The 15,848-nt window shown below is 74.0% G+C and carries 16 protein-coding genes; 8 read left to right on the plus strand and 8 right to left on the minus strand.

Features of this window, described 5'->3' with window-relative positions:
• Positions 1-91: 91 nt before the first annotated feature.
• Together DV701_RS15420 and DV701_RS15425 are read left to right on the plus strand one after the other, a co-directional pair.
• The gene (locus DV701_RS15420; RefSeq protein WP_114929568.1) at positions 92-967 is read left to right on the plus strand and encodes a Bax inhibitor-1/YccA family protein; all 876 of its coding nucleotides are present in this window, start codon (positions 92-94) and stop codon (positions 965-967) included.
• Positions 967-1,260, plus strand: a complete 294-nt coding sequence (locus DV701_RS15425; RefSeq protein WP_114929570.1) for a hypothetical protein — start codon at positions 967-969, stop codon at positions 1,258-1,260. Before DV701_RS15420 ends, DV701_RS15425 begins: the two co-directional genes overlap by 1 nt.
• Here DV701_RS15425 and DV701_RS15430 read toward each other — a convergent pair.
• On the minus strand, positions 1,249-2,127 hold the full coding sequence (locus tag DV701_RS15430) for an AraC family transcriptional regulator (RefSeq protein WP_202863555.1): 879 nt from the start codon (positions 2,125-2,127) through the stop codon (positions 1,249-1,251). The two genes, DV701_RS15425 and DV701_RS15430, sit on opposite strands and share 12 nt — an antisense overlap.
• A 27-nt stretch (positions 2,128-2,154) precedes the next feature.
• Between DV701_RS15430 and DV701_RS15435 the strand changes: the two genes are divergently transcribed.
• Positions 2,155-2,652, plus strand: coding sequence for a VOC family protein (locus DV701_RS15435; RefSeq protein ID WP_114929572.1), 498 nt, complete (start codon positions 2,155-2,157; stop codon positions 2,650-2,652).
• Positions 2,653-2,687: 35 nt separating this feature from the next.
• On the opposite strand, the gene DV701_RS15440 is transcribed toward DV701_RS15435, so the two are convergent.
• From DV701_RS15440 to DV701_RS15460, 5 genes are all read right to left on the minus strand, one after another.
• Positions 2,688-3,662 carry a DUF808 domain-containing protein gene (locus DV701_RS15440; protein WP_114929574.1) on the minus strand — a complete coding sequence of 325 codons (975 nt, stop codon included), beginning with the start codon at positions 3,660-3,662 and terminating at the stop codon, positions 2,688-2,690.
• A 79-nt stretch (positions 3,663-3,741) separates the two neighbouring features.
• Positions 3,742-4,965, minus strand: a complete 1,224-nt coding sequence (locus tag DV701_RS15445) for an acetyl-CoA C-acetyltransferase (RefSeq protein ID WP_114929576.1) — start codon at positions 4,963-4,965, stop codon at positions 3,742-3,744.
• Positions 4,966-5,039: 74 nt separating this feature from the next.
• Entirely contained in the window at positions 5,040-6,095 is a 1,056-nt protein-coding gene (locus DV701_RS15450; protein ID WP_114929578.1) for an NAD-dependent epimerase/dehydratase family protein, read from the minus strand.
• Positions 6,095-8,833 carry an alpha/beta fold hydrolase gene (locus tag DV701_RS15455; RefSeq protein WP_228255072.1) on the minus strand — a complete coding sequence of 913 codons (2,739 nt, stop codon included), beginning with the start codon at positions 8,831-8,833 and terminating at the stop codon, positions 6,095-6,097. The genes DV701_RS15450 and DV701_RS15455 overlap by 1 nt, the downstream gene beginning before the upstream one ends.
• 7 nt (positions 8,834-8,840) lie before the next feature.
• Positions 8,841-9,863, minus strand: coding sequence for a 3-oxoacyl-ACP synthase III (locus DV701_RS15460; RefSeq protein ID WP_114929580.1), 1,023 nt, complete (start codon positions 9,861-9,863; stop codon positions 8,841-8,843).
• Positions 9,864-10,029: 166 nt separating this feature from the next.
• On the opposite strand from DV701_RS15460, the gene DV701_RS15465 reads away from it, so the two are divergent.
• The gene (locus DV701_RS15465) at positions 10,030-10,899 is read left to right on the plus strand and encodes a hypothetical protein (protein ID WP_114929582.1); all 870 of its coding nucleotides are present in this window, start codon (positions 10,030-10,032) and stop codon (positions 10,897-10,899) included.
• Positions 10,900-10,941: 42 nt separating this feature from the next.
• Here the strand turns inward: DV701_RS15465 and msrA are convergent, their stop codons facing one another.
• The gene (gene msrA / locus DV701_RS15470; RefSeq protein WP_114929584.1) at positions 10,942-11,616 is read right to left on the minus strand and encodes a peptide-methionine (S)-S-oxide reductase MsrA; all 675 of its coding nucleotides are present in this window, start codon (positions 11,614-11,616) and stop codon (positions 10,942-10,944) included.
• A 73-nt stretch (positions 11,617-11,689) separates the two neighbouring features.
• On the opposite strand from msrA, the gene DV701_RS15475 reads away from it, so the two are divergent.
• The 4 genes from DV701_RS15475 to greA all read left to right on the plus strand — a co-directional run bounded on the left by DV701_RS15475 (position 11,690) and on the right by greA (position 15,196).
• The gene (locus DV701_RS15475) at positions 11,690-11,968 is read left to right on the plus strand and encodes a hypothetical protein (protein ID WP_114929586.1); all 279 of its coding nucleotides are present in this window, start codon (positions 11,690-11,692) and stop codon (positions 11,966-11,968) included.
• Entirely contained in the window at positions 11,965-13,332 is a 1,368-nt protein-coding gene (locus DV701_RS15480) for a glutamate mutase L (RefSeq protein ID WP_114929588.1), read from the plus strand. Before DV701_RS15475 ends, DV701_RS15480 begins: the two co-directional genes overlap by 4 nt.
• 2 nt (positions 13,333-13,334) lie before the next feature.
• Positions 13,335-14,564 carry a threonine ammonia-lyase gene (gene ilvA / locus DV701_RS15485; RefSeq protein ID WP_114929590.1) on the plus strand — a complete coding sequence of 410 codons (1,230 nt, stop codon included), beginning with the start codon at positions 13,335-13,337 and terminating at the stop codon, positions 14,562-14,564.
• Between the two features lie 122 nt (positions 14,565-14,686).
• Positions 14,687-15,196 carry a transcription elongation factor GreA gene (greA, locus tag DV701_RS15490; protein WP_407669325.1) on the plus strand — a complete coding sequence of 170 codons (510 nt, stop codon included), beginning with the start codon at positions 14,687-14,689 and terminating at the stop codon, positions 15,194-15,196.
• 85 nt (positions 15,197-15,281) lie between these two features.
• Here greA and DV701_RS15495 read toward each other — a convergent pair whose 3' ends face one another.
• Positions 15,282-15,749 carry a DUF4307 domain-containing protein gene (locus DV701_RS15495; protein WP_114929594.1) on the minus strand — a complete coding sequence of 156 codons (468 nt, stop codon included), beginning with the start codon at positions 15,747-15,749 and terminating at the stop codon, positions 15,282-15,284.
• Between the last annotated feature and the right edge of the window lie 99 nt (positions 15,750-15,848).

Here is a 15,848-nt window from a genome sequence, read left to right on the forward strand (position 1 = left end):
GCGGAATGGTCTGCGCCGGTCGCTCGTTCTAGGCTGTGAACCGACACGGCGGGGGACTTTCCCGTCGTGCCACGCGAACCACGGAGGTTTCATGGCCGTCAACCCGGTCTTCAACCGCATCGACAGGGAGGCCGCGCAGCGCGCCTACGCAGGCTTCGGCCAGCAGGCCGGTGGCCACGCCTCTGCCCAGGGCGCGCCGACCATCCCGGCCGGCTACCAGCCCGGCCCCAGCGAGACGCTCACCGACCGGCAGCTGCGCGACATGTACGCGCAGACGCCCGCGGGCCCGGCGCAGACCGGACGGCTGACCCTGGACGACGTCGTCGTCAAGTCGCTGATGCTCTTCGGCGTCGTGCTCGCCGTGACCGCCGCCACCTGGTTCTACGTGGGTGCCCAGCCGGGCGTGGCGATGCCGGTCTGGCTGCTCGGCATGTTCGGCTCGCTCGCGCTGAGCTTCGCCATCGGCTTCTCCAAGCAGGTCAACGTCCCGCTGATCATGGTGCACGCCGTGCTGCAGGGCCTGTTCCTGGGCGCGGTCAGCGTGACCTTCAACGCGATGTACCCCGGCGTCGTCACCACCGCGGTGGTCGCCACGATGGCGACCTTCGCCGGGATGTTCATCGGCTGGAAGGCCGGCTTCATCAAGGTCACCAGCAAGTCGCGCCGCATCTTCGGGATGATGGCGATGGGCTACCTGGTCTTCCTGCTCGTCAACATCGGTGCCTCGTTCCTGGGCTTCGGCGACGGCTGGGGCATCTACGGCGGCCCGCTGGGCATCCTCGTCTCGCTCTTCGGTGTCGGCCTGGCGTCCTACTCGCTGGCCGTCGACTTCGACTCGATCGACCGCGCGGTCTCCGGCGGTGCGCCGGAGAAGTACTCCTGGCTGCTCGCCCACGGCCTCGTGGCGACCCTGGTCTGGCTCTACATCGAGTTCCTGCGTCTCTTCTCGATCCTGCAGAGGAGCTGATGACCGACCCCGGCCGCACGGTCGGGGACGAGCTGGAGCGCGTGGTCCGGCGGTGGCAGCAGCTGCCCCTGGACCGCGCGCTCCCTGCCGTCCCGGGGGTGTCGGCGACGGTGCAGGCGCTCGCCGACGCGGTCGCCGACGTGCAGGGTACGGAGCGTGTCCCGGTCCCCGACCTCGGTCCCGGGGTCCTCATGGACCAGCTGCGGGTGATGGTCTACGACTGGCGCGCGGCCGGGCTGGGCGAGGAGGAGCTCGGCGGGCGGCTGACCGCGCTGCGCCGCTCACTGCCCTGATCCCGGCCCGCCCCGTCGGTAGGCCGAGGGCGGCACCCCGACCACGGCGGTGAACGCGCGGGTCAGGTGCGCCTGGTCGGCGAAGCCCAGGTCGCTCGCCAGCGCGGCGAGGTCCTGCCCGTCGCCGGTGTCGATGGCGCGCGCCGCATCCTGCAGGCGGTAGCGCCGCAGCACCCACAGCGGGGAGGCTCCGACGTAGCGCGCGAACATCCGCTGCAGCGTCCGGGTCGACACGTGCAACCGGTCCGCGACCGGCGCGAGCGTGGTGTGCTCACGCGCCCGCATCAGGTCCACCGCCCCCAGCACGGTCGCGTATGCGGTGTCCTCACGCACCCGCTGCAGCTGCGGATCGAGCACCTCGAGCAGGTAGGCGAGGAGAAGCTGACGGCGGGTGGCCTCGTCCGGCTCGCCCAGCACCGCCTGCGCGGCCTCGCTCACCCGTGGGCCGAGCACGTCCGCGGCCCGCACGATCCGGTCGGTCAGGTCACGCACGTCCCGGTCGAGCAGGGCAGCCAGCCCGCCGGGCCGGAAGGCGACCCCTGCGACCCTGCCGGCCGTCGGCAGGTCGGGCGCGAAGACGCGGGTGAGGAGCCCGTGGACGAGGGCGGACGGCATACCGACACCGTGCATGCGTCCGCCCTCGGCGTCCTCGACCGTCAGGTGCGCCACCGGGTGGCCAAGGACGTGGGGCCGGAACGGGCGGACGGACTCCCGACGCCAGCGCACCCACCAGTAGTGGCTGACGACCTCGGTGATCGGCTCGGACACCTGCTCCTGGCCGACGTCGTAGACGTCCTGACCGCGGGCCGGCCAGAGCACCCCGGCAGGTCGCGCCGGGCCAGATCGTCGCGGATCTTCAAGCGGCACGTCGCTGATCCTAGGAGGGTGGGTGACATGACGACAGACACCCGACCCTCTGCCCCGACGCCGTACCGGCCCGTGGGCTACAGCACGCTCACCCCCCTGCTCGTGGTCTCGCCCGCGGCGGAGGCGGTGGACTTCTACACCGACGTCCTCGACGCCCGCGTGACCAGCCGGATGAACGGCCCCGACGGCAGCGTCTGGCACTGCGAGCTGGAGCTCGAGGACGGCCGGTTGCAGGTGATGGACGCCAACGAGCAGTTCCACGCCGTGGCCAACGACCCGGGCAGCGACGACGCGCGGTTCAGCATCGCTGTCTACGTGCCCGACGTCGACGCGACCCTCGCCCGCGCCGTCGCCCGGGGCGCGCGGGTGCGCGAGGAGGCGGCCGACTTCGAGGTGACGGGTGACCGCTTCGCCTCGGTGCAGGACCCCTACGGCGTGCGGTGGACGATCATGACGCGGGTGGCGCAGCGCGACGACGAGCAGGTGCAGCAGGCGCTCGACGCCTGGGCGGCCTCGATGGGCTGACCACCAGACCGACCGGCGACACGGTCGGCACGGTCTCAGTGCGCGGCTGCGTGCTCCTGCGCCCCGTCCTCGTCGTGGGAGGGCAGGAGGGCCCGGACGCCGACCAGGACCAGTCCGACCACGAGCCCGAGCAGGGCTGAGAAGAGGGTGTTGGTCAGCCAGGACAGGACGCCGCCGATGGCAGGCACCCAGGAGCCGACGACGCCCTCGGCGTGGTGGACGAAGTCGTAGATCGGGTGGAAGCCGAGCTCGTCGATGCCCACGAGCAGGATGTGCCCGCCGACCCAGAGCATCGCCACGACGCCGACGGTGGCGAGCACCTGGAGCACGTGCTTCATCCCCTTGACCAGGCTCGTGCCCAGGCGCTGCATCACCGGTGACGGCTTGCCGGCCAGATGCAGTCCGACGTCGTCCATCTTGACGATGATCGCGACCACGCCGTAGACCAGCGCGGTGATGCCGATCGCCACGATGACCAGGATCGCCGCCCGCGAGAGCAGCGGCTCGTGGGTCACCTCGCGCAGCGCGATGACCATGATCTCCGCGGAGAGGATGAAGTCGGTGCGGATCGCGCCGGCGACCATCTTCTTCTCCTGCTCCGGACCCCGCCGGACGGCCCGGTCCTCGACCTCCTCGGCCGCCTCGTGGCCGCCCACCCCGAACCACTCGAGCATCTTGTGGGCGCCCTCGTAGGACAGGTAGGCCCCGCCGAGCATGAGCAGCGGCGTGACGACCCAGGGCAGGAACTGGCTGAGCAGCAGGATCGCCGGCAGGATGAAGAGCAGCTTGTTGCGGATCGATCCCAGCGCGATCTTGTGGATCATCGGCAGCTCGCGCCGGGGGTCGAACCCGGTGACGTAGCGCGGGGTCACCGCCGTGTCGTCGACGACCACGCCGACCGCCTTGGTGCTCGCCCGGCCCGCGGCCGCCGCCACGTCGTCGACGGACGCGGCCGCCAGGCGGGCGATCGCCGCGATGTCGTCGAGCAGGGCGGCGAGACCACCGGCCATAGGGGTACCTCACGAGGTCGGTCGGGGGCAGGACGCGCCCAACCTTACCGGCAGCGCGTCCGCGCCGCCGGGTAGGCGCTCAGCTGAGCCGCTCCAGGACGATCGCCATCCCCTGGCCGCCGCCGACGCACATCGTCTCCAGCCCGAACTGCTTGTCGTGCGTCTGCAGGGCGTTGATCAGGGTGGTCGAGATGCGCGCGCCGGTGGAGCCGAACGGGTGGCCCAGCGCGATCGCGCCGCCGTGCACGTTGAGCCGCTCGTAGTCCATGCCGAGCGCGTCGGCAGAGCCGAGCACCTGGACGGCGAAGGCCTCGTTGATCTCGTAGAGGTCCATGTCCTCGATGGTCATCCCGGCCCGGGCCAGGGCCTGCCTGGACGCCTCGATCGGACCCAGACCCATGATCTCGGGGGAGAGGGCGGAGACGCCGGTGGACACGACGCGGGCCAGCGGCCTCAGCCCCAGCTCCTTGGCCCTGGTGTCGCTCATCACGACCAGCGCGGCGGCGCCGTCGTTGAGCGGGCAGCAGTTGCCCGCCGTGACGGTGCCGTCCTCGCGGAAGACCGGCTGGAGCTGGGAGACCTTCTCCATGGTCACGCCGGGACGCGGGCCGTCGTCGGTGGAGACGACCGTGCCGTCGGCGAGGGTGACCGGGGCGATCTCGCGCTCGAAGACTCCCTCGGCGATGGCCTTCTCGGCGCGGTTCTGGCTGGTCACGCCCCACTCGTCCTGGCGTTCGCGGGGGATGCCCAGGGAGGTGGCGACGTTCTCGGCCGTCTGGCCCATCGCGATGTAGGCGTCGGGGATCAGGCCCTGCTCGCGCGGGTCGGTCCAGGTCGCGTTGGTCCTGGCGGTCTCCTTGGTGCGCGCCATGGCGTCGGCGAAGAGGGGGTTGTGCCACTCCGGCTTGCTCTCGCCGGCACCCTTGAAGTCGGCGTAGCGCGAGACGCACTCGACGCCGGCGCTGATGAAGACCTCGCCCTCGCCGGCCTTGATCGCGTGGAAGGCCTGCCGGGTGGTCTGGACCGAGGAGGCGCAGAAGCGGTTGATCGTCGAGCCCGGCACGGTGTCGAGGCCGAGCATGACCGACACGACTCGGGCCATGTTGAAGCCGTGCTCGCCCCACGGCTCGGCACAGCCGAGGTAGAGGTCGTCGACGGTGGTGGGGTCGAGCCCGGGGACCTGGTCGAGGGCCGCGCGGATGACGCCGGCAGCCATGTCGTCGGGGCGGACGGAGGTCAGCGAACCCTTGAAGGCGCGACCGATCGGGGTACGGGCGGCGGCGACGATGACGGCCTCGGCCATGGTGGTCCTCCTTGCGACGGGCGGGTATGCCGTGAGTCTAGGCGGTCGCGGATCTCGCCTTCACGCCGCACGCGTCAGCCGCACGCGTGCTCCGCCAGCCGCTCCAGCCCCTCGGCGATGCTCACCCGCGGCTCCCAGTCCAGCACCTCACGGGTGCGCCGCTGGTCGAACCAGTGCGCGGTGCTCAGCTGCTCGGCGAGGAAGCGCGTCAGCGGCGGCTGGGTGATCGTCGGGAGGAGTTCGACCCGCTCGGAGACCGCGACGGCGGCCTCGACCGCACCGCCCAGTGCCCACGCCACCGGCCGCGGCACGTGCAGGCGCGGCGGCGGTGCACCGACCGCACGGCAGATCGCGGCGAGGAGCTCACCGACGGGCCGCGGCTCGCCGTTGGTGACGACGAACGCCTCGCCCCGGGCCTGCTCGATCCGCTCGAGCGCGGCCACGACCGCTTCGGCCGCGTTGTCCACGTAGGTGGTGTCGATGAGCGCGGTGCCAGGGCCGACGAGGGCGAGCCGCCCCTGCTTCGCCCGCTCGGCGATCCGCCCGACCAGCTGGGTGTCCCCGGGACCCCACACCAGGTGCGGGCGCACCGCGGTGACGGCGAGGTCGGGGGAGTCGGCCAGCAGGGCGAAGAGCTCGGCGGCGGCCTTGGTGCGCGCATAGCTGCCCCGTGCCCGCATCGGGCTGGCCGGACCGGCGCCCGCCCCGGCCAGCGAGCGGCCGGTGTGCGCCACCGAGGGCGAGGAGACCTGCACCAGCCGTCCGGCACCGGAGGCCCGCACGGCCTCCACGACGTGCCGCGTCCCGGTCGCGTTGACCCGCACGAAGTCCATCCACGGCCCCACGACGTCGACCTTCGCGGCCAGGTGCACGACGGCGTCCTGGCCGGCGACCGCCCGCGCGACCGCGTCCTCGTCCCGGACGTCGCCCAGCGACTCCCGGTGGCGGCCCCCCGAGGAGCGGCGCTGCATCACGGTGACGTCCCAGCCGCGCGCGGCCAGGAGGTCGGCGACGGCGCCGCCGAGCATCCCGCTCGCGCCCGTCACCAGGACCCGCTGCCCGGCACCCCCGACCGGCGACACGGTGGGCGCCGCCGGTGGACCAAGCGTGTCGCCGGTCGGGTGGGTCATCAGCGGCTCCTCGTCCTCGGTGCCCGGTCGCGCACGGCGTCCGCGAGCCGGTCCCGCAGCGGGCGACCGTGCAGGACCCCCGTCGCCCAGCGGGCCAGCTCGCCGCGGTCGACCTTGCTGGCGTGCCGCACGTCGACCGGCAGCCAGTCGCGCACGAGCACGGCGCAGACGGGGACGCCGGCGGAGGCGCGCACGGCCTCCGCGACGTCCGCCGGGGCCAGCACCGCCGACCCCCGCGGGGCCCCGGTCAGCCGGGCGGCCGGCCCGCCGCGACCGGGCGGCACGACGACGACCACGACCTGCTGGGTGCCGGCCGGGCCGACCCCGGCGACCGCGACGTCGGCGATCGCGGGCAGCCCGCGGAGGCGCTCCTCCACGGCATACGGGGTCACCGGCCCGGCGGGCGTGGTGATCACGTGGGCGAGCCGGCCCTCGACCCAGAGCCGTCCGCGGTCGTCCAGGTGCCCCACGTCGCCGGTCCGGTGCCAGCCGTGCGGCCGGTCGCTGGCCTGCTGGTGGGTCCACAGCCGGTCGTAGCGTTCCTTGACGTGCGGGCCGCGCACGACGATCTCGCCGAGCACGCCGGCGTCGCCGACCAGGTCCTCGGCCGGCACGCCGTCCGCGTCGAGCGGGGCGATCGCGACGGTGACGCCGGGCACCGGCTCGCCGACGCAGACGCCCGGCTCGTCCGCGGGGTCGAGCGTCGTCGGGTCGAGCGTGGCGACCGGCAGCGCCTCGGTCATCCCGTAGGGCGTGTGCGTCGCCGCCTCGGGCAGCAGCTCGCGCACCTGGCGCAGGAGCGCCACCGGGACCGGTGCGCCGGCCGACAGCACGAGGCGCGGCCGGGTCAGTGCGTCGCGCTGCTGCTCATCGAGCTCACCGGCCGTGGCGACCACGTTGCGCAGGGCTGCGGGGGCGGCGAAGACGGCGGTGGCGCCCACCGCCGCGACGGCGTCGGCGAGCGCCCGTGCGGTGAGGGTGTGCGGTGCCGTGACGTCCATGTCGGGCACGACGCTGGTCAGGCCGAGCGCCGGACCGTACAGGGCGAAGGGCGCGAACGCGGCGACGAGGGCGTCGCCGGGCGCCAGCGCGAAGGTGTCGCGCAGCAGCCCCACCTGGGCGCCCAGCCGGGCGCGGGTGTAGACGACGCCCTTGGGGGGCCCGGTCGCCCCGGAGGTGAACAGCACCGCCCCGTCGGCGTCGCCGTCGAGGTCGCCCTCCTCGGGCAGGCCGGGGTATGCCGTGCGCCCCTCCTGCGCGAGCGTGTCCAGCTCGGCGCCCCCGGTCCCCACCAGCAGGTGCTGGCCCGGCACCCCGGTGAGGCGGGCCAGCGCGAGCGCGCGGCCGATCCCGACCACGTGGCGCGGGCCGGCCGAGCGCAGCGCGCTGCCGAGCCGGCCCAGTCCGAGGCCCGCGTCGGCGACCACGACCACGGCCCCGAGCCGCCACAGCGCGTAGACCAGCGTGGTCAGCTCGATGCCAGGGGGGACGAGCACGGCGACGCGGTCGCCCTGCTGCACGCCGCGTGCGGCCAGCCCGCGTGCGACGTCGTCCACGCGACCGGCCAGCTCGGCGAAGGTGACCGAGCGGCGCCCGTCGCCCATCTCCACGACCGCCGGCTCCTCGGGTCGGCCGACGTCGACCCGGACCGGCACGCGGGCCACGTCGGTGCCCGCGCCGATCCCGGACCCGCCATCGACGTCCTCGGGTCCGGTGAGCACCTGCTCCGCGGCCGCGCGTGCGGCGACCTGCTGCTGTAGCCAGCGCCAGACCACGCCGACCCCCTCGGGCCTGTCCTCGAGCACCAGGTGCGAGGCGCCGGGGTAGCGCTGCACGTCCGCGTGCGGCACACGGCGCACCATGTCGTCCAGGTAGCGCTGCCCGAACACCGGGTCCCGCGGCCCCCACACCAGCAGCGCGGGCACCTGCGCGAGGTCGGCCAGGCCGGCCGCGATCGCGTCCAGCGCCTCCCGGCTCGGGTGGTCCGGCTCGAACGGGATGTCGGCGACGAAGTCGGCCACCGCGGCCCGGCGCCCCGGCGTCGCGTAGGGCGCCGCGAAGGCGTCGCGCACCGCCCTCGGCAGCGGAGGCACGGACAGGGCGGTGGCGGCGCGGACGAAGAGAGGCGTGCGACGACATACCTGGGCGAGCAGGCCGGGCGCCCGGGCGAGGCGGATCACCGCCGGCGGCGCGAACTGCGCCGGCTGGTGGACGGCGGTGTTGGTCAGCACCACGCCGAGGAGGTCGGGGACGTGGCGCAGCGCCCACCCCAGCCCGACCGGGCCGCCCCAGTCGTGGGCGAGCAGCGCGACCGGCCCGGACCCGTGCAGGCCGAGCGTCGCGGCCAGCCCGTCCAGGTCCTCCACCCGCTGCGCGAGCCGCCGCGCCTCGGCGGTGCGCTCCGACCAGCCCATGCCGAGCTGGTCGACGGCCACGACGCGCCAGCCCCGCGGAGCCTGGGCGAGGACCTCTCGCCACAGGTAGGACCACGTCGGGTTGCCGTGCACGCACAGCAGGGTCGCCGCGACCTCCTCGCCGCGCCCCTGCAGCAGGGGGCCGTTGTCGAGGACGTGCCAGTGCCGGACCGTGCCCTCCCCGTCCGGTGCGACGACGACCCGAGACCAGGCAGGGTCCAGCCCGGGCAGCTCCCGCGCCGGGATCCCGGGCGGGTCCGAGACCGCGCGCCCCGCCGGCCCGTGGGCGTGCTGGGCGAACGGCCGGGTGTGCGGGTCGGTCACGCCGGTCTCACCAGGTCAGCTCGAGGCAGGTCATGTTGAGGCCGGAGCCGATGCCCATCATCAGCACCCGGTCGCCGCGCTCCAGGCTGTCGGCCTCCTTGGCGAGGGTGATGGCGACCGCGGCCGGGCCGACGTTGCCCAGGGTGGGGAAGGTCAGCGGGATCCTCGACTCGTCCAGCCCGAGGGCCTGGGCGGTCCGGCTGGTGTGCACGCTGGAGACCTGGTGGACGACGTAGCGGTCCATGTCCTGCCAGTCCCACTCCTGGCCGGCGTCCCGCCACAGGTCGCCGGCCAGGGCCAGCCCGCCGGTGAGCAGGCCCTGGGTGTCGGTCCGCATCTCGTCGAAGTCGCCGACGCACAGGTCGTGGTGCTCGGTCGCCGCGCGGCTCACGCCGCCCACCACGCGGTGCCCCTCCGGGTGCTCGCTCGCCCGGCCCAGGACCATGGCGGCCGCGCCCGAGCCGAGGGTCAGCGTGGCGAACTGGGTCAGGATGTCCTCGGTGGTCGCCTCCTGCGAGGCCAGCCGCTCCAGGGTCCGCTCCTGCGGCTCGCGCGAGCCCTCCCCGTCCACGACGAGGGCGTAGTCGATCTGGCCGGCGTCGATCATGGTCGCCGCCAGCTGCATCCCGTTGACGAAGCCGAGGCAGGCGTTGGTGAGGTCGAAGTTGAGGCAGTGCGTGGCCAGCCCCAGCTCGGCGTGCACGCGGACCGCGATCGAGGGCTCCAGGTGGCTGCGGCTCACCGAGGTGTTGACCAGCAGGCCCACCCGCGAGGGGTCGATGCCCGACTGCTCCAGCGCCAGCCGGCCCGCCTCGATCGCGCCGTCGACGAAGTGCTGGCCCTCGCCCCACCAGCGGCGCTCCCGGATCCCGGCGAGCGCGGCGAGCATGCCCGGCCGCAGCCCGTTGCGCCGGTAGGAGTCGCCGATGCTCGCGTCGAACTCCTCCGAGGTCCGCACCACCGGCGCGTCGACGGCCGTCACGGACAGGACGGCGACGTCGCGGTGGCGGAAGGTGGCGTTGCCGGTCACGTGGTGGTCCTTGCTGTCTCTGGTGTTGGGGCGTCCGCCATTCGACCACAGCGAGCCCCGTGCCGAAGAACCGCCGGTGCGGTGCGGGGCCGCGGTGTGCCACGATGGTCCTTCACGGGCATGCCTCCTTCCGGGGCGTCCCACCGGAGGGGAAAGGACGCCCGAGATGAAGAGCACGCACCGCCGCTGGGCCGGACTGCTGACGGCCGGAGCCCTCGGGCTCAGCCTCGTCGCCTGCGGGGGGGACGACCCGGCCGGCCGGACGACCGACGTCCCCACCGGGACCACGCAGGAGTCCGCGACCGGCACCGAGGCGGCGGGGGAGAGCTCCACCGAGACCGCGGCCGGCACCGAGGCCGCCACGCCGGCCGAGGGCCAGGAGGTGGACATCCAGGAGTTCCTGGCCATGCTCAAGTCGCCGGGCGAGGAGAAGCTGTCCAGCTACACCCTCGACATGGTCATGAACATGGGCAGCCAGGAGATGGACATGTCCGGCAAGGCCGACCTGAGCGGCGACAGCCCGGCCTTCGACATCGAGATGACCCTGCCCGGCATGGGTGAGGCGCACATGATCCTCGCCGGCGGCGAGGTCTTCATGTCGATGCCCGGCGTGACGCAGGAGGGCAAGTTCATGCAGGTGCCCAAGGAGCAGCTCGGTGACGCAGCCTCCCAGCTCGACGAGGTCGACATCACCACGACGTGGGACGCCTGGGAGGAGGGTGCCTCCAAGGTCGTCTTCCTGGGTGAGGACGACGTGGACGGCCAGCAGATGCGCCACTACGAGGTGACGGTCGACAGCGCCGCCGCGCTCGACGCCTCGGGCCAGACCGGCGACGACGCCGCGGCCGCCTCGGCGATGATGGGCGAGGAGATCACCTACGAGGTGTGGCTCGACGCCGACAACCTGATGCGCAAGATCGCCTTCGAGCTCGACGGCGTGGTCAGCGAGATCCACGCCGACAACTGGGGCGAGCCGATGGACATCCAGGCACCGACGGCCGAGGAGATCCAGGAGGGGCTGCCGAGCAGCGGCTGACCCGGCGGACGGGCCGTCCTGCAGGGGGGCCCGCAGCACCCCTCACCGCGGGGGGAGCACGTCCTGCTGGGCGGGCAGCTCGTCCTGGCGGACCAGCCCGACCGGGCAGGTGTAGCCGTTCGGGCCGTGGTTGCAGTAGCCCCCGGGGTTCTTGTGGAGGTACTGCTGGTGGTAGCCCTCCGCGTAGTAGAACGGCCCGGCGCCGGAGGCCGGCTCCAGCTCGGTGACGATCCGGCCGTGCCCGGCGCTGGTGATGACCTGCTCGAAGGCGTCCCGCGTGGCCAGCGCCGCCCGCTCCTGCTCCGGTGTGGTCCACCAGACGGCCGAGCGGTACTGCGTGCCGACGTCGTTGCCCTGCCGGTTCGGCGTGGTCGGGTCGTGGTTCTCCCAGAACGCCTTGAGCAGCAGCTCGGGGGAGGTCTGCCCGCGGTGGTAGGCGACCAGCACCGCCTCGGCGTGCCCGGTGCGACCGCTGCACACCTCCTCGTAGGTCGGGTTCGGCGTGCTGCCGCCCAGGTAGCCGGCCGCGGTGGTCACCACCCCCGGCAGCTGCCAGAAGATCCGCTCGGCCCCCCAGAAGCAGCCCATCGCCACGTAGAGCACCTCCACGTCGTCACCCGGCCACGGACCGCGCAGCGGGGTGCCCAGCACCTCGTGCGTCGTGGGGATGCCGGGAAGGGGGTCGGGACGGCCGGGGAGCGGGGCGGAGAACTGCATACCTCCAGTGTCACACGGCCCGGCCGGTGCGTCCGGTGGCGCCGACCCCCGACCGTGTGGCACCTTGCCTTCCATGTACTGGACCCTCGGAGTCGTCCTCCCGCTCCTGCTGCTGGTGGTCGGCGTCCTGCTCTTCCTGCGCGGGCGGGCCGCGATGGACGAGGCGACCCGCCCGCGGGCGGGCTTCGGGGGGCCGCCCGGGTCGCTCGACATCGGCACCGAGCTCGGCTTCGGGGTCGAGGAGGCTCGGGAGTCCGTCCTCGCCGCGCACCGGCTGCGGCTGTGGGGCCTGGTCCTCGTGGGTGTCGCGGTCCTCTGGCTCGTCGTCGCGCTGATCGTCGCGCTGGTGTGAGCCACCTGCTCGTCGACGTCGGCTCGACCTTCACCAAGGCCGCCCTCGTGGACGAGGGCGGCGGCCTGCTCGCGGGTGCCGCGGTGCCCACCACCGCCGGTCCGGGCCGCGACGTCCTCGACGGGATCGTGCGGGTATGCCGCGCGCTCGGGCCGGGTGCGCCCGACCCGCTCGCCGACGGTCCCGGGTCGGACCGCGTCCTGGTGTGCTCCAGCGCGGGTGGGGGGCTGCGGCTGGCGGTCGTCGGCTACGAGCGCGAGGTGACGGCCGAGGCGGGGCACCGGGTCGGCCTGTCGGCCGGCGCGAAGGTCGTGCACGTCGCCGCCGGCAGGCTGACCGTCGCCGGGGTGGCCGCGCTGCGCGCCGCCCGGCCGGACGTGGTCCTGCTCGTCGGCGGCACCGACGGCGGCAACGCCGAGGTCCTCGTGCACAACGCGCGCCGCCTGGCCCGCTCCCGCGTCGGCGCGCCGGTCGTGGTGGCCGGCAACGCCGAGGCGCGTGAGGAGGTCGCGGCCGAGCTGGCCGCCACCGGCCGCCGGGTGAGGCTGACCGACAACGTGCTGCCCCGGATCGGCGTCGTCGACCCCGGCCCGGCGCGGCGGGCGATCCGCGAGGTCTTCCTCGGGCACGTGATCGGCGGCAAGGGGCTGTCGCGGGGACCGCGCTTCGCCGGGCTGGTCCGGGCGGCGACGCCGGACGCGGTCCTGGCCGGAGTCGAGGTGCTGGCCGAGGTGGTGGGCGGCGACGTGCTGGTCGTCGACGTCGGCGGGGCGACCACCGACGTCTACTCCGTCCTCACCCCGCAGGGCGAGGACGCCACGCTGCGCAAGCACGTGGTCGCCACGCTCTGGCACGCCCGCACCGTCGAGGGAGACCTCGGGATGCGGTGGGGCGCACCTGGGGTGCTCGAGGCCGCCGCGGCCGAGGCGCTGCCGGGCACCGACGACCCGGCGCTGGCCGCCTGGGTGCGGCAGGTGCACGACGACCCCGGCCGGCTCCCGCTCGACGCGGCCGAGCAGGCCCACGACCTGACCCTGGCGACCCTCGCCGCCACCGTCGCGGCCCGTCGGCACGGCCGGCCGGGCGCGCCCGGCGAGGCACCGAGACCGCTGCGGGACGTCCGGCTGCTGCTCGGCTCCGGCGGCGTCCTGCGGCACGCCGGGCCGGGCGCCGCCCAGCAGGTCCTCGGCGCCGTGGCCGGTGACCACGGCGGCGGGTGGCGTCCCCCGGCCGCAGCACGGACGCGGGTGGACGCCGCATACCTGCTCTTCGCGGCCGGCCTGCTGGCCCCGGTGCGTCCCGAGCTCGCGCGCGCGGTCGCCGCCCAGGTGGCCGACAGCGTCGCCGACAGCGCTACGGTGTGAGGGTGTCCACGATCCCGACCGTGACCCTCGACGACGTGCTTGCCGCGCGCGAGGTCCTCGCCGACGTCATCGCCCCGACTCCGATGGAGTTCAGCCAGGCGCTCTCCGACCGCACCGGGCTGCCGGTCCACCTGAAGTGCGAGAACCTCCAACGGGCCGGCTCGTTCAAGATCCGCGGCGCCTACACGCGGATGTCGCGGCTGACCGAGGAGGAGCGCCGCCGGGGCGTCGTGGCGGCCAGTGCCGGCAACCACGCCCAGGGTGTGGCCCTGGCGGCCCGGCTGCTCGGCATCGAGGCCACCGTCTACATGCCCAACGGGGCCTCCATGCCCAAGCTGGCCGCCACCCGCGGCTACGGCGCGACGGTCGTGCAGACCGGGGAGACCCTCGACGACTGCATCGAGGTGGCGCGCCAGCACGAGACGGAGAAGGGCGCCGTCTTCATCCCGCCGTTCGACCACGCCGACATCGTCGCCGGGCAGGGCACCTGCGGGCTGGAGATCCTCGAGCAGGTCCCCGACGTGCGCACGATCGTCGTCGCCACGGGCGGCGGCGGTCTGCTCGCCGGGATCGCCGCCGCGGTCAAGGCCACGCGGCCCGACGTCCGCGTGGTCGGCGTGCAGGCCGAGCAGGCGGCGGCCTGGCCCGGGTCGCTGCAGGCCGGCCACCCGGTCCCCGTGGCCAGGATGAGCACGATGGCCGACGGTATCGCGGTGGGCCGCCCCGGAGACGTTCCCTTCGAGCTGGTCGCCGAGCTGGTCGAGGCCATGGAGACCGTCAGCGAGGCTGCGATCGCCCGTGCCCTGGTCTACCTCGTGGAGCGGGCCAAGCTGGTCGTCGAGCCCGCGGGCGCCGCCGCCACCGCCCACCTGATGGAGCTGGGTGAGCAGGCCGCCGTCCGCTACGAGGGCCCCGTCGTCGCAGTGCTCTCCGGCGGCAACATCGACCCGCTGCTGCTGCTGCGGATCATCCGGCAGGGCCTGACCGTGGCCGGGCGCTACCTGCAGCTGCAGGTGCGCGTCCCGGACAAGCCGGGCAACCTGGCCGGTGCGCTGACCATGCTGGCGCAGATGCAGTGCAACGTGCTGGAGATCCAGCACCACCGGCGGGTGCCCGGCCTCGGCCTCGGCGACGTGGCCATCTCGCTCACCCTCGAGACCCGCGGACACGAGCACTCCGACGGGGTCGTCCAGGCTCTGGTCGACCGCGGCTACGCCGTCGAGCGCGCCTGACGCGCCTCGACTCGCGGTCCGTTCCCGACTATCATGGGGTCCTTAACCACGGTCCGGGCGATTTGGTGCCCGGACCTTGTGTTTGGACGGTGCCGAGTGGGGCCCAACGCCCGACGCACGACATGAGGAGTGAGGACGTGACCGAGATCGCCAAGGATGCGAGCTACCTGACCCAGGAGGCCTACGACCGCCTGAGCACCGAGCTGGCCCAGCTCACGGGCGAGGGCCGCGCGGACATCTCGCGACGGATCGAGGCCGCCCGCGAGGAGGGTGACCTGAAGGAGAACGGCGGTTACCACGCCGCCAAGGAGGAGCAGGGCAAGATGGAGGCCCGCATCCGCCAGCTCCAGCACCTGCTCCAGAACGCCATCGTGGGCACCAGCCCCGCCGACGACGGGGTCGTCGAGCCGGGCATGGTCGTCACCGTCGAGATGTTCGGCGAGACCGAGACCTTCCTGCTCGGCTCCCGCGAGATCATCGGCGACGACGACGACCTGGGCGTCTACAGCGAGAAGTCGCCGCTGGGCGCCGCCCTGATGGGCGCCGGGCCCGGACAGACCGTGAGCTACGAGGCGCCCAACGGCAAGCAGATCGAGGTCAAGGTGCTCAAGGCCAAGCCCTACAAGGCCTGAGCCGCACCTGATCGGACCGCGTGAGACGCCGCCCGGCCACCGGCCGGGCGGCGTCCCGCGTCGTTCCCCCCGGGGGCCGGCCGGGTCAGTGGCGCGGCACCTCGTCGGCGTACCAGCACTCGGACACGTAGCCGGTGACGGCCTCGGTCGCGGTCTCCACGCTCATCACCTGGCGGCTGGGGGAGGAGTCCGAGGGCGGGACCCTCACCTGCGTGCGGCCCACGACGGCGTGCGAGTAGTCCTGTGCCTCCAGCTCGCAGTCGACCGCCCGGGAGGGGTCGCGGCGCAGGTCGAAGCGCACGTCCACCTGCCGGTCGGAGACGATCTGGAAGCCGGTGTCGACCCAGTGCACCCGACCGGACGTCGCAGAGATCCCGAACCACACCGCGAGGGCCGACATCAGCACGACCGCCACGACGCCGATCGTCCACCAGCGGCGGCGGACGTCCGGGTCGGTGCCCGGGCCGGCGTGGCGGTCCGCGTGCTCGGCCGCCTCCTCCTCGGCGTCCCAGTCCACCGGTGCGTGCTCGTCGGGGCGGGGTGCGAAGGTCACGGTCGGTCCGTCCTGCCGGGGGTGAGAAGATGGTCGCTGTGCCACGCGCCGGTGCAGCGCGGCACACCCATTGTCCGTCACGACCCGGGACGGCCGGAT

Source organism: Ornithinimicrobium avium (assembly GCF_003351765.1).
Taxonomy (GTDB): domain Bacteria; phylum Actinomycetota; class Actinomycetes; order Actinomycetales; family Dermatophilaceae; genus Ornithinicoccus; species Ornithinicoccus avius.